Origin of the sequence: Sphingobium bisphenolivorans, assembly GCF_000412635.1 — a bacterium.
GTDB classification, from domain to species: Bacteria; Pseudomonadota; Alphaproteobacteria; order Sphingomonadales; family Sphingomonadaceae; genus Sphingobium; species Sphingobium bisphenolivorans.
Genome location: NZ_ASTG01000005.1, coordinates 197023 through 210676, shown reverse-complemented (window position 1 = coordinate 210676; position 13654 = coordinate 197023). Strand labels below are relative to the sequence as shown.

The 13654-nt window shown below is 64.4% G+C and carries 12 protein-coding genes; 10 read left to right on the top strand and 2 right to left on the bottom strand.

Going from position 1 to position 13654, the window contains the following annotated elements; all coding sequences use genetic code 11:
- Positions 1-31: 31 nt before the first annotated feature.
- The 4 genes from aspS to L858_RS0105145 all read left to right on the top strand — a co-directional run bounded on the left by aspS (position 32) and on the right by L858_RS0105145 (position 4330).
- Entirely contained in the window at positions 32-1816 is a 1785-nt protein-coding gene (aspS, locus tag L858_RS0105160; RefSeq protein ID WP_022682086.1) for an aspartate--tRNA ligase, read from the top strand.
- Positions 1817-1896: 80 nt separating this feature from the next.
- Positions 1897-2691, top strand: coding sequence for a polyphosphate kinase 2 family protein (locus L858_RS0105155; protein WP_022682085.1), 795 nt, complete (start codon positions 1897-1899; stop codon positions 2689-2691).
- Positions 2692-2761: 70 nt separating this feature from the next.
- Positions 2762-4075 carry a methyl-accepting chemotaxis protein gene (locus tag L858_RS0105150; RefSeq protein WP_022682084.1) on the top strand — a complete coding sequence of 438 codons (1314 nt, stop codon included), beginning with the start codon at positions 2762-2764 and terminating at the stop codon, positions 4073-4075.
- 69 nt (positions 4076-4144) lie between these two features.
- Positions 4145-4330, top strand: coding sequence for a hypothetical protein (locus tag L858_RS0105145; RefSeq protein ID WP_022682083.1), 186 nt, complete (start codon positions 4145-4147; stop codon positions 4328-4330).
- A gap of 21 nt (positions 4331-4351) precedes the next feature.
- Here L858_RS0105145 and greB read toward each other — a convergent pair whose 3' ends face one another.
- On the bottom strand, positions 4352-4837 hold the full coding sequence (gene greB / locus L858_RS0105140) for a transcription elongation factor GreB (protein ID WP_022682082.1): 486 nt from the start codon (positions 4835-4837) through the stop codon (positions 4352-4354).
- A 20-nt stretch (positions 4838-4857) separates the two neighbouring features.
- Entirely contained in the window at positions 4858-6894 is a 2037-nt protein-coding gene (locus L858_RS0105135) for a lytic transglycosylase domain-containing protein (RefSeq protein ID WP_022682081.1), read from the bottom strand.
- A gap of 157 nt (positions 6895-7051) precedes the next feature.
- On the opposite strand from L858_RS0105135, the gene dapA reads away from it, so the two are divergent.
- The 6 genes from dapA to recA all read left to right on the top strand — a co-directional run bounded on the left by dapA (position 7052) and on the right by recA (position 13148).
- Positions 7052-7930 carry a 4-hydroxy-tetrahydrodipicolinate synthase gene (dapA, locus tag L858_RS0105130; RefSeq protein WP_022682080.1) on the top strand — a complete coding sequence of 293 codons (879 nt, stop codon included), beginning with the start codon at positions 7052-7054 and terminating at the stop codon, positions 7928-7930.
- A 41-nt stretch (positions 7931-7971) separates the two neighbouring features.
- Entirely contained in the window at positions 7972-8454 is a 483-nt protein-coding gene (smpB, locus tag L858_RS0105125; RefSeq protein ID WP_022682079.1) for an SsrA-binding protein SmpB, read from the top strand.
- Positions 8454-9047, top strand: coding sequence for a DUF2062 domain-containing protein (locus L858_RS0105120; protein ID WP_022682078.1), 594 nt, complete (start codon positions 8454-8456; stop codon positions 9045-9047). Before smpB ends, L858_RS0105120 begins: the two co-directional genes overlap by 1 nt.
- A 39-nt stretch (positions 9048-9086) precedes the next feature.
- On the top strand, positions 9087-11534 hold the full coding sequence (locus tag L858_RS0105115; RefSeq protein ID WP_022682077.1) for an ATP-binding protein: 2448 nt from the start codon (positions 9087-9089) through the stop codon (positions 11532-11534).
- A gap of 81 nt (positions 11535-11615) precedes the next feature.
- Positions 11616-11975 (top strand): response regulator, encoded by a 360-nt coding sequence (locus L858_RS0105110; protein WP_022682076.1) that lies wholly within the window; start codon positions 11616-11618, stop codon positions 11973-11975.
- A 99-nt stretch (positions 11976-12074) separates the two neighbouring features.
- Positions 12075-13148: a recombinase RecA gene (recA, locus tag L858_RS0105105; RefSeq protein WP_022682075.1), complete on the top strand. Its 1074-nt coding sequence runs from the start codon at positions 12075-12077 to the stop codon at positions 13146-13148.
- The last annotated feature ends 506 nt before the right edge of the window (positions 13149-13654 follow it).

Below are 13654 nucleotides of genomic sequence, written 5' to 3'. Positions count from 1 at the left end.
CGTAAAACGAAACTGAAAGAAGCTAAACGCCATGCACGCCTATCGCACCCACACCTGCGGCGCCCTCACGACGGCTGAGGTGGGCAATGACGTGCGGGTTTCCGGCTGGGTCCATCGCAAGCGCGATCATGGCGGCGTGCTGTTCGTCGACCTGCGCGATCATTATGGCATCACCCAGATCGTGGCGAAGGCGGACAGCGGGCCGCTGAAGGTGCTGGAGACGCTGCGGCTCGAATCGGTGGTGACGATCGAAGGCAAGGTGGTCGCGCGCGCGGCCGAGGCGATCAATCCCCGGATGGCGACCGGCGAGATCGAGATCGTCGCCGACAGCGTGACGGTGCTCTCCGCCGCTGCGGAGCTGCCGCTGCCGGTGGCGGGCGAGCAGGAATATCCCGAGGATATCCGCCTGCGCTACCGCTTCCTTGACCTGCGGCGCGAGACGCTGCATGCGAACATCGTGAAGCGCACCAAGATCATCTCCGACATGCGCCGGCGGATGGAAGGGGCAGGCTTCACCGAATATTCGACACCGATCCTGACCGCGAGCAGCCCCGAAGGCGCGCGCGACTTTCTGGTGCCGAGCCGAATTCATGCCGGGAAGTTCTACGCCCTGCCGCAGGCGCCGCAGCAATATAAGCAGTTGCTGATGGTCGCGGGCTTCGACCGTTATTTCCAGATCGCGCCCTGCTTCCGTGACGAGGACCCGCGCGCCGACCGTCTGCCCGGCGAATTCTACCAGCTTGACCTCGAAATGAGCTTCGTCACGCAGGAAGACGTGTGGAATACGATGGAGCCCGTGATCGCTCAGGTGTTCGAGGCATTCGCCGAGGGTAAGCCGGTGACCCCGGCGGGCAGCTTCCCGCGCATTCCCCATGCCGAAGCCATGCTGAAATACGGCTCGGACAAGCCCGACCTGCGCAACCCGATCCTGATCACCGACGTGACGGAGCATTTCGTGGGATCGGGCTTCGGCATCTTCGCCTCGCTGGTGGATAGCGGCAGCGTGATCCGCGCGATCCCGGCGCCCGGTGCGGGCGCGGGCAGCCGCAAATTCTTCGATGACATGAATAATTGGGCGCGCAGCGAAGGCTATTCGGGCCTTGGCTACATCAACATCAAGGACGGTGTGCCGGGCGGCCCGATCGCCAAGAATCATGGCGAGGATCGCACCGCCAAGCTGATCGAGGCGCTGGGCCTTGGCCCCAATGATGGCGTGTTCTTCGCGGCGGGCAAGGAAAGCCAGGCGGCGAAGCTGGCCGGCCTCGCGCGCATTCGCGTGGGCGAGCAGCTGGACCTGATCGACAAGGACCGGTTCGAATTGTGCTGGATCGTCGATTTTCCCTTCTACGAATATGATGAGGAGACGAAGTCGATCGACTTCGCGCACAACCCCTTTTCCATGCCGCAGGGCGGGCTAGAGGCGCTCAACAACCAGGACCCGCTGACGATCAACGCCTATCAATATGATATGGTCTGCAACGGCTATGAGATCGCGTCCGGGTCGATCCGCAACCAGTCGCCCGAACTGATGGTCAAGGCGTTCGAAAAGGTGGGCCTCAGCCAGCAGGATGTCGAGGAGCGCTTCGGCGGCCTCTACCGCGCGTTCCAGTACGGCGCGCCGCCCCATGGCGGCATGGCGGCGGGCGTCGACCGCATCGTGATGCTGCTCTGCGGCGCGCAGAATCTGCGGGAGATCACGCTGTTCCCGATGAACCAGCGCGCCGAGGACCTGCTGATGGGCGCGCCGAGCGCGGCAGAGTTCAAGCAGCTCCGCGAGCTCAACATCCGCGTGGTGGAGCCACAGGCCAAGGCCTGAAACCAATTCGCTTGCCGACTTGTTAAAGCCCCGTCCCTGTTCTCTAACAGGGGCGGGGCTTTGCTATTCGGGAGCGGAGAATGGCGATCGATCTTTCCGACTATGAAAAGGGCGCGCCGTTCGAGGGCGATTATGATCAGGCGCTGTCCGACGTTCAGAAGCGGCTCGCCAAAATCCAGGTCGCGCATGTCATCCACGACCGGCGCAGCGTCATCCTGTTCGAAGGCTGGGACGCGGCGGGGAAGGGCGGGATCATCAAGCGGATGACCGCTGAATGGGACCCGCGCTATTATCATGTCCACCCGATCTTCGCGCCGACGCAGGAAGAGCGGGACCGTCATTTCCTCTGGCGCTTCTGGACCCGGCTTCCTGCGGGCAAGAACATCGCCGTCTTCGACCGCAGCTGGTATGGCCGGGTGCTGGTCGAGCGGGTCGAGGGCTTCTGCTCCAAGGCGGAATGGAAGCGCGCCTATGACGAGATCAACGCCTTCGAACGTCAGCAGATCGATGCGGGGACGAACTTCGTCAAACTGTTCGTCCATATCACGCAGAAGACGCAGGACGAGCAACTCGCCCAGCGGCTCGACACGCCGTGGAAGCGGTGGAAGACCGGCGCGGACGATTATCGCAATCGGGCACGGCGGCCGGACTATCTCGAAGCGCTGGAAGATATGTTCGATAAGACCGACAAGAAGGGCGCGCGCTGGCATGTGATCGACAATAATGATCGCAAGGCAGGCCGGATCGCGGCTCTGACCTATGTCGCAGATCGGCTTGAGAAGCTGGTGCCGATGGACTTTCCGGCGGCTGATCCGGCGGTGGTGCGGCTGGCGCAGCAGGCATTCGGCTATAGCCCGGTTAAAGACGTTAAATAACAGTGCCTTGTAACATAAGTGTCATCAAATCCTAACTCGGCATTTACCATTGCCCTTTTAATCCGCGCCTATGTACGCGCCCCATCTGCTCGATCCTCAACCTGCAACCCCGGCGGCGCTGTCGCTCGTCGCGTTCAGCCTTGCGATCGCATTGGGGAGGCCGCTCAGCGAGGCGGTCGATCATTTCCAGGCAGAACCCACGCTACGCCTGCTGCCCGTCCTCGATGGTGAGCAGCGGCCGGTGGGCGCCATCTATGAGCGCGACATGCGGCGCATCCTGTTCAATCCCTATGGCCATGCGCTGCTGCGTAACCCCAGCTTCGGCGGCCGGCTGGACGAGCATGTGCGCGCCTGCGCCTGTGTGGAACGGAGCAGCAGTATCGAGGCGCTGATCGATCTTTACGCGGTGCAGGGGCAGGGCTACGAAGGGCTGATCGTGGTGGAGGCAGGGCGCTATGTCGGGGTCGCCGACGGGCAGTTGCTGCTGCGGCTCACAGCCGACCGGGATGCGCGCATCGCCAGGGCGCGGGTCGAGCGGCTGGACCGGGTGACGCGGGAAAGCGCCTCCTTCAGGGGAGATGTGGAAAAGCTGATCGCCGACTTGCTGAGCATGACCGACATGCTGTCAACAGCCGCGCAGGATGCGGTGGAGCATGCCGCGCATAATGGTCGGGCGGCGGCCGGCATGGCGGTGGCGGCGGCGCAGACGGCCGACAATCTGAACGGCATCGCGGCATCTGGGCGGGAGCTAGGGCTGCTGTTCCAGTCGATGGAGGATGAGGTACGCCGCGCCGGCGATGCGATTCGCGCCGCCGTGGATCAGGCCCGCCAGGGATCGGCCCAGACTCGCGCCCTGAGCGCGGAGGCGGACGGGATCGGCGAGATCACCGCTCTGATCGACAGCATCGCGCGGGCCACGACGACGCTGGCGCTGAACGCCGGTATCGAAGCCGCGCGGGCCGGTGAAGCGGGCCGGGGCTTTGCGGTCGTCGCGCGTGAGGTGAAGTCGCTCGCCGGACAGACGCGCGAGGCAGCGGCGGAGATTGCACGGCGGGTCGAACTCGTCCGCAACAGCGTCGATCTGGTCGCGCGCGGGCACGAGCATATGGGTGGGGCCGTCGCCACGGCGGGCAGGCTCTCCGCATCCGTGTTCGGGGCGGTTGCCCGGCATGGTGCATTCAGCCGCGAAATGGCGGGCAATGTCGAGGAAGCGGGCCGCTCCAGCGATCATATCCGCACCAGCGCGAGCCAGATCAGCCTCAATGCCGATGCGGCGGCACAAGGCGCGCGGATGATGCGCAGCGCCGCAAGCCGACTGGTGGAGGAGGCGCAGAGGCTGGACGCGCGCGCCAGCAGCTTCATCGGCGCTATTCGAGAAGGCTGACGCGAAAACATACTGGTTTCCCGCACAAATCGGGTTAGGCTCTGCTTCCAGAAAAGAAGGAGAGGATGCATGCTCGCCATGTTCGTCGGTGCCGATCGTACGGAAACGGCCATCAACGCCGCGCAGGTTACCTTCGTTTCATCCGTCACCGGCGGCACGCGCATACGCTTCGGCGAAGGGCGCAGCGTGACGGTGACCGAACCGATCGCCGAGGTAATGGACAGTTTGAACCGGGCGCTTCGACCGCATGAGTAAGATGCCGCCGGGTGAGGCGCATCACTCCGGATAGCGGATCGCCATCACCTCATATTCCTTTTCGCCAGCGGGGAGCATGACGCGGCGCAGGTCGCCTATCGCCGCCCCACGTAAGGCGCGGGCAATGGGACTGCTCCAGCCGATGCGCCCGTTGCTCGCGTCCGCCTCGTCATTGCCGACGATGGTGACAGTGCGATGCTTGTCATCCTCGTCCGCTATGGTGACGGTCGCGCCGAAATAGACCCGGGCCTTATCGGGCTGCTGGCGTGGGTCGACGACCTTCGCGTCCTTCATCTTCTTCGACAGGCGGCGCAGCTGGCCGTCAATCTCCCGCATCCGCTTGCGGCCGTAGAGATAGTCGCCATTCTCGCTGCGGTCGCCATTGCCTGCCGCCCAGCTGACGATCTCCACGATCCGGGGACGCTCGATGCCGAGCAACCGGTCATATTCCGCGCGCAGCTTCGAGAAGCCTTCGGGCGTGATGTAATTGGGATGGGCGGTGCTCATGCCCCGCCCATAGCGCAGGTTCAGCCGGGTGTCTGCTTGCCGAGATAACGGCTGAGCGGCGTGTTGGTGCTGCGGAAGCGGGCGCGCGAGGGGTTCATCGCATCATAGACGACGGCATTTTCCAGCACGCGCTGCACATAGTTGCGCGTCTCGAACAGCGGGATCCGCTCGATCCAGCGGAGCATGTCGGCGCCCGGCAGGCGCGGGTCGCCATTGGCCGAGATCCACCGGTTCACATTGCCGGGGCCAGCATTATAGGCGGCGACCGCCAGCGGGTAGCTGCCGCCATAATAGTCGAGCATCCGCTGGAAATAGGAGGAGCCGAGCATGATGTTATAGCTGGGATCGTTGAGCGAGCTCGGATCATAGCTCATGCCCAGTTTTCCCGCCTGCTCGCGCGCGGTGCCGGGCATCAGCTGCATCAGGCCGCGCGCGCCGGCATGGCTGACGATCTGCCGGTCGAACTGGCTTTCCTGACGCGCGATGGCATGGACCATCGTCCAGTTATATTGCGCCTCAGACGGCACGGGAACACGCGGAAAGGCGCTTTCGCCATAGCCGGTGAGGCCGCTGGAAACGGCGCGGCGGCCGACCATCACGCCCATGTCGGGACGGCCGATATTCTTGGCGAGCTCGACGGCGAGAAAATGGTCGGCATCGCTGTCGGCATTGTTGGCGATGGCGCGGGCGAACTTGCTCTGATCTTCCCAATAGCCCATTTCGCCGAGCGCCTTGACGGCACGGACGACCGAGCGGTTGGCAAAGGCGGTACGCTCCGCCGAAGAAATTTCGACCGGCCGTTCCACGGTTGCGGGCGGGGGCACGGAACGACCGAGCCGCTCGAGCGCCAGTTGGCCGTAAAACTGGTCGGGGAAGACCGAGGCGCGGGCGAAATAGCTGTTCGCCGTGGCGCTATCCCCCGCCTGCAACGCCGCGCGGCCGGCCCAGTAAAAGCCCTTGGACTGGGTCTGGGGCGACTTGGCGGCGGTGGCGTAGCGGCGGAACATCTCCGCCGCGTCGTTGGGCTTGTTGAGGTTGTAGAAGGCTGTCGATCCGGCAAGCCAGGCCAGGCTGGTATAATCGTCACGCTCCCCGATCGGCCGGGTGGTGACGTCGGTACCGGGCAGATAGGCGTCGTCCAGTTTGCTGGCGATGCCGTAGGCGAAGCTCCACTGGCTGTCGTTGGCGGCGGCGCGGGCCTGCGTCAGCAATATCTCGTACCATTTTTCGGCGTCGGCCGGCCGGAAGGTCAGCGTCGGCCGATTGGCGAGATATTGGCGCCCGGCGATCCAGTTGCCGCTATTGAGGAACCAGGTCGCCTTGTCCGCGACATAGCCCGCATCGGTCGCCCCGACCGCGTCGGCCAACTGCATCCGGGACGCGGCGTCGGGCGCCTTCTGCCGGAAAGCGATGCGAGCTTCGTAAATCGGGCGGCGGGCAGGCGTCACATAGGCGAATGTCCGCTGCGCCCCGGCGATGTCGCCTTTCCACAGCAGAGCGTCGGCGCGCAGGTCATGCTCGACCGAAGTCCAGCTCGACCCGAAGAGCGAACGCAGCCGCGCCTCGTCATCGATCGAGAGCGGGCCGCTGATCCAGGCGTTGCGCGCGGCGAGGCGGGCCTCGCCCATGCGGTTCATCTGCATCAGCGCCAGCGCGTTGCGGGCATGGCCGGTCGCGGTACGCGGAGGGAAGCGGCTGAAGAAGGCCGTGACCTGCACCGGATCGTAGCTGTTGGGATTGATGCTGGTTTCCGCGAGCCGGCGCATCCGGTCCTCGCCCGGCCAGCCGGGGTTCGCCATGATGAAGCTGGCGTAGGTGGAGAAACCCAGGCCATCGCTCTGCTGCAAGGAGCGCCATTGCGCAATGGTGGAGGCGACGGCGGGATCGTTAGCTACGCCGATCCGACTCGCCGCCCGCTGCCACGGGCTGGGCTCGGCCGATTTGGGAATCTGCTGCACGACGGCGCCGGCCGGGTAGCCGGAGGCAGGCGCGGGAGCAGGGTTTTCCGTCTGGGCGCTGGCGCCGGCGGTGAAAAGTAACAAGGCGATCAGAGGCATACGAACCGTTGCTAAAACAGGAGGACGAGGCGACACCCTACTGGACATAATCGCAATTGCATCCTTATCAGGCCATGAATGACGCGCTATAGCGCGCCGTTCGCGTCTTTCACGCTATGATGCCCCGGAATCCCGGTGAATTGAAGGAGTTTGTTGCATGTTTTCCGGGTCGATTCCGGCGCTGATCACTCCTTTCCGCGACGGCGCCGTGGATGAGGCGGCTTTCCGTGCCTTCGTCGACTGGCAGATTGCGGAAGGCAGCGGCGCGTTGGTGCCCTGCGGCACCACCGGGGAAAGCGCGACGATGACGGTCGAGGAGCATAATCGGGTCATCGCCATCTGCGTCGACCAGGCGGCGGGCCGGGTGCCGGTGATCGCCGGCTGCGGCTCCAACGATACCAGGATCGCCCTGGAGCATATGTTCGCGGCGCAGGCGGCCGGCGCTGACGCAGCGCTGGTGGTCGCGCCTTATTACAACAAGCCCAACCAGGAGGGCGTTTATCGGCATTTCGCGCATCTGGCGGAGCGCTGCGACTTGCCGATAGTGCTTTATAATGTGCCGAGCCGCACCATCACCGATATCGGCGTGCCGGTGATCCATCGGCTGTCGGAAGAATATCAGACGATCGTGGGCATAAAGGACGCTACCGGGAATCTGGGGCGGGTCACCGCGCAGCGCCTCGCCTGCCGGGCCGATTTCTGCCAGTTGTCCGGCAATGACGAAACGGCGCTGGGATTCAATGCAATGGGCGGGAAGGGCTGCATTTCGGTCACCGCCAATGTCGCGCCGCGCCTCTGCGCCGACTTCCAGTCGGCGACCGCGAACGGCGATTGGGATAGCGCCCTCGCGCTGCAGGATCGTCTCTACCCGCTGCATGATGCCCTGTTCAGCGATTCTTCACCCGGCCCCGTCAAATATGCGCTCACCCGCGTCAGGCCCGACATGCCCGGCGACGTCCGTCTGCCGATTACCTGGCCATCGGAGTCCAGCCGCGCGGCGGTCGATCGGGCCCTGGAGATTGCGGGACTGGTCTGAATTTCCAGCGCGCCGCTATGTGAAGTGAGTTAGAAAGAATAATGGCCCGTCCCCGTCCCGAACTGTTCGACAAGAAGAAGATCGTCGCCGAGAACCGGCGCGCGAAATTCGAATATTTCCTGGAGGACGTGTTCGAAGCCGGCATCGCGCTGCAGGGGACGGAGGTCAAATCGCTGCGCTTCGGCGAGGGCAATATCGCGGAAAGCTATGCCGAGGTGAAGGGCGAGCAGGTGTGGCTGGTCAACAGCAACATCCCCGAATTCAGCCACGGCAACCGCTTCAACCATGAGCCCAAGCGCCCTCGCAAGCTGCTGCTGCATGAGCGGGAGATCGCCCGCATGCACGGCGCGGTCGAGCGCAAGGGCATGACGCTGGTGCCGCTGTCCATCTATTTCAACAGCCGCGGCAAGGCGAAGGTCGAGCTGGCCCTGGCGAAGGGCAAGAAGACCCACGACAAGCGCGAAACGATCAAGGAACGCGACTGGAAGCGCGATCAGCAGCGCATCATGAAGGCGCATCGCTGATGGACAATCGGCTCTCCCGCTGGTGGCACGCCAACGCCCCGACCCGCGAGTCCCTGGAACATAATCGCTTCATCGCCCCGGTGGCGCATCGCGTGCTGGAACCCTCGCTCTGGCGTTTCACCCGCCGCTCGGTGCCGCGCGGCGTGGCGCTGGGCCTGCTGGTCGGCATCTTCCTGCTGATCCCGGGCGTGCAGATAGCCGGCGCGGCGATGCTAGCGCTCCCCTTCCGGGCGAATATTCCGATCGCGGCGGCAATGACATTTCTGTCCAATCCCGCGACGACGCCGATTTTCCTGATGGCGTCCGTCTATATTGGCAACTGGCTGCTGGGGCGTTCGGCCGATGCGTCCGGCTTCATGGCGCTGATCGACAAGCATGCCTCTATCCGCGAATGGTGCGGCTGGCTCTTCTCCGAAGCGGCGCCCGCCATGCTGTTCGGCCTGGCGCTGATCTCGATCGCCTTCGCCGTGGTCGGCTATGTCATTGCGGACTGGATCTGGCGCCATCGCATGGGCCGCAAATGGCATGCGCGCAAATTGAGGATTGGCAAGTCACCCGAAAGCAGCGCATTGGAGGAAGTCGCCCGCGTCTGACGCCAAGAGGCCGAAGACGGGCGAGCCAGTCCATTGTGAATGCAGGGGGAAAGCCGGCTCGTGTCCGCGCGTCTAATCGGAAATGGGGAAGGCTGGGCGGCTGATCGACCTTCGCCGCTGGCACTGCCCCTGCTGATCGGCTTGGCGCTGCTCTCGGCTGGGCTCGTCATCTATGCGGCCGGGAACTGGGCCTTGGGCGCGGGCTTTGCGGGCGCGGTGCTGGCGATGGCGGCGCTGCTCAACTGGTATCGCGGCCTTTATCCGCAGCAAGTAGCGGAAGGGGAAGCGGTGCCGGACTGGACCGTCGCGCGCGCGGCGGCCGATGCTTCCAACATGGCGATTGCGGTCACGGACCGAGCGGGCAGGCTGGTCTGCGGAAGCGACCTCTTCGGCGAATGGTTTTCAGGCTTCCCCGCGCCGCCGCATATCACCGCCGATGCGGCGTTGTCGGAGAGCCTTGGCGAAGCGGCTCGGACGGCGTGGCGGGACGGCGACGCGCGGGTCGAGGGCATCGTGCAGGGGGCGCTGCGGCTCGACGCCTATGTCTCGCGAACGGGGCGGGCCGAGGATTATCTGCTCTGGCGCTTCACGCCTGTCCGCCAGCCGAGCGCGTTGGACGACGTTCATCGTCTGCTGACTGGTGAGGCCGGACGGCAGATGGGCGAAGCGGGCATCATGGCGGTGATGATCGGCGGCGAGGGGCGCATCCGTGCGGCCAACGGCGCCTTCCTGCTGCGCGCGGCCGGGCGGATCGACGCCAACATCATCGGCCGGGATTTCGCCGCCCATATGCGGGTGGACGACAAGGGGCGGCTGTTCCTGGCGCGCGAGGAAGCGGGCGGCCTGCCGCTGCGATTGTTGCAGGTGCCGCTGAAGCGCGCGGCCCAGCCCCTGGGCAGCCAGACCAGCGCGCAGGACGGGCCGATGCTGCTCCTGATCATCGATGAGCCGGCCGGCGGGGGAAGTGGCACGTCGGCGCTTTCCTACATCGAGACGCTACTGTCGCTGCTGCCTTTCGGCCTTGCGATGGCGGACCGGGACGGGCGCGTGCTGTTTCTCAACAAGGCGTTCGGCCGGGCGGTGGGCCTCAAGCCCGACGAGAAGCCGAGTTATCCCGGCGATCTGGTGGTGCGAGAGGATCAGGCGGCGGTGGCCGATGCAGTGCGCCGCTTTGCCGTAGGGCCGCAAATGTCTGGCGACATCGCGGTGCGCCTGCGCGAGCAGCCCGACGAACCGACCGCGCTCAGCCTGGCGGGCGTGCGGGGCCTGGGCGAAGCGGCGGTGCTGCTCTCCCTCAAGGACAATAGCGAGGAGAGCAAGCTCAAGCGGCAGGTGGCGCAGGCAACCAAGATGCAGGCGATCGGCCAGCTGGCAGGCGGCGTGGCGCACGACTTCAACAATATTCTGACCGCGATCATCGGTCATTGCGACCTGATGCTGATGCGCCATACGCCCGGCGACAGCGATTATGACGATATCCAGCAGATCAAGTCGAACAGCAACCGCGCGGCAGGGCTGACACGGCAGCTGCTCGCCTTCTCGCGCCAGCAGACGCTGCGGCCGCAAATATTGCAGCTACCAGACATCGTCGCTGATGTCTCCAATCTGCTGAAGCGGTTGCTGGGCGAGAGCGTGAAGCTGGAGGTCAGCCATGGCCGCAACCTGGGCGCGGTGCGGGCGGACCCCGGCCAGCTGGAGCAGGTGATCGTCAACCTTGCCGTCAATGCGCGCGACGCCATGCCGGAGGGGGGTACGCTCAACATCCAGACCTATGCCGTGCCCGCCGCCAAGGTGCGGGAGATGCGCACCGACATCATGCCGCCCGCCGACTATACCGCGGTGCGGGTGTCGGACACGGGGCTTGGCATCCCGCCCGATATCCTGTCCAAGATTTTCGAGCCCTTCTTCACCACCAAGGAACTCGGCAAGGGCACCGGGCTTGGCCTCTCCACCGTCTATGGCATCGTCAAGCAATCGGGCGGGTTCATCTTCGCCGAATCCGAACTGGGGCGCGGCGCGAGCTTCGTCATCTACCTGCCTGTCTATCAGGGCGCCGATGCCGAGCAGACGGCGCAGACCAAGGCGCCCGTCCGTCGCACCGAGACGTGGGGCACGGGCACGGTGCTGCTGGTCGAGGATGAGGATATGGTCCGCGCCGTCGCCGAACGCGCCCTGTCGCGACAGGGCTATAAGGTGCTGACCGCCAATGATGGCGAGCAGGGGCTGGAGGTGCTGGGCGGCGAGGAGAAGATCGATCTGCTCATCTCCGACGTGGTGATGCCGAACATGGACGGACCCTCCATGGTGGCGAAGGCGCGGGCCAGCTACCCGGACCTGCCGGTGCTGTTCATGTCGGGCTACGCCGAGGAGCAGCTGCGCAAGTCGATCGACATCGCGAACGTCGCTTTCCTGCCCAAGCCCTTTTCCGTCAGCCAGTTGGCGGAAGCAGCGCGCGATGCCTTGGCGATGCGACCGGAGGCGGAATGAACTTCTTGGCGTTTCGGCGATTATGCTGGGCAGCGCGCCTCTGCTGGGGTAGCGGAGGGAGACTTATGGGGATCGCACATCATGGCTGACGGCAAGACCATCCTGATCGTTGAGGATGAAGCGATGATCGGCATGATGCTGGAGGATTATCTCGATACGCTCGGATACCGGCTGCACGGGATTGCGGCGTCGGTAGACGAGGCATGCGACCAGGCCCGGCAGGGCGGTTTCGACGCCGCACTGATCGACTGCAACCTGCAGGGTGAAAAAAGCTGGCCTGTCGCGGACATATTGGCCGAGAGCGGCATTCCTTTCGTCTTCGCGACGGGCGGCATCGCCGATGATCTGCCGAGCATCCATGCCGGCCGGCCTACCCTTGCCAAGCCCTACACCATCGGCGCGGTGGAACGGGCGCTCGGCAAGGTTCTGGGAATCGCCTAGGAAATTCCCGTTCCCCTCTTGTTCCTTTAGAACAAACAGGATACATGGTGGCCACGCGCCACATGACTCGGCGTGTTCCGCTTGACAGGGGATAGGCCGATGACCGCAATGCTCTCACTCATCGATTCCAAGAAGACGGGGACAATGGACAGACAGAAAGCATTGGAAGCGGCCCTTTCCCAGATCGACCGTGCCTTTGGCAAGGGTTCGGCGATGAAGCTGGGCAGCCGCGAGAAGATCGAGATCGAAGCGATCTCGACCGGATCGTTGGGGCTCGATATCGCGCTCGGCATTGGCGGCCTGCCCAAGGGCCGGATCATCGAGATTTACGGCCCGGAAAGCTCGGGCAAGACGACGCTGGCGCTGCATGCCATTGCGGAGGCGCAGAAGGGCGGCGGCATCGCGGCCTTCGTCGACGCGGAACATGCGCTCGATCCGGGTTATGCGAAGAAGCTGGGCGTCGATATTGACGAACTGATCGTGTCGCAGCCTGACACGGGTGAGCAGGCTTTGGAGATTGTCGACACGCTGGTCCGCTCCAATGCGATCGACGTGCTGGTGGTGGACTCCGTGGCGGCGCTGGTGCCGCGCGCCGAAATCGAGGGCGAGATGGGCGACAGCCATGTCGGCCTTCAGGCGCGCCTCATGTCCCAGGCGCTACGCAAGCTGACCGGTTCGATCTCGCGTTCCAAGTGCATGGTGATCTTCATCAACCAGGTGCGCATGAAGATCGGCGTCATGTACGGCAACCCGGAAACGACGACCGGCGGCAATGCGCTCAAATTTTACGCTTCGGTCCGTCTCGACATCCGCCGCACCGGCCAGATCAAGGATCGCGACGATATCGTCGGCAACACGACCCGCGTGAAGGTGGTCAAGAACAAGGTCGCGCCGCCTTTCAAGCAGGTCGAATTCGACATTATGTATGGCGAGGGCGTGTCGAAGATCGGCGAACTGCTCGACATCGGCGTCAAGGCGGGGCTGGTCGAGAAATCGGGCGCCTGGTTCTCCTATGACTCGGTTCGCATCGGCCAGGGCCGCGAGAACGCCAAGACCTATTTGAAGGAACATCCCGAACTGGCGGAGAAGCTGGAACGCGCGATCCGGGGCAAGACGGAGGAAGTCGCCGAAGGGATGATGTCGGGACCCGAAGCGGAGGATGATGGCGAATAAGCGCTGACCGGCTTTCCGGCCAGATCAACCGGAAGACCCCAGCGCGGCACTGCCCGCCTGCTGCTTCACGCACTGAAAAGGCCCGCTTGCGCAATCCGCGTGGCGGGCCTTTTACCGTATTGGGGGAAAGCGAGGGGCCGAAAACGGCCATCAGCTGCCATTGCGCCGCCGTCACCCCGGAGCAGGTCCGGGGTGACGAAATGGTGATGGCGGGAATCGATCATTTGCTGACACTCCTTCTCCCTTGGAGGGAGAAGGATACGGAGCCTTGCTGAACGGAGTGAAGCTAGGCGAAGTTGGATGAGGGGGAGCGGCTACAGGCCAGTCTTTAGCCCCGGATCACCCCCTCACCCAGCTACGGCTAGGCAGCAAGCTGCCAAGCCTGCGCAGCCCTCTCCCTCAAGGGAAAGGGATAAGTGAAGAATGTCCGCTCTCCACCCATCTCCGTCATTCCCGCGACAGCGGAAATCCTATTCCGACGTCGATCCTGGAGCTAAGCCTGGGAG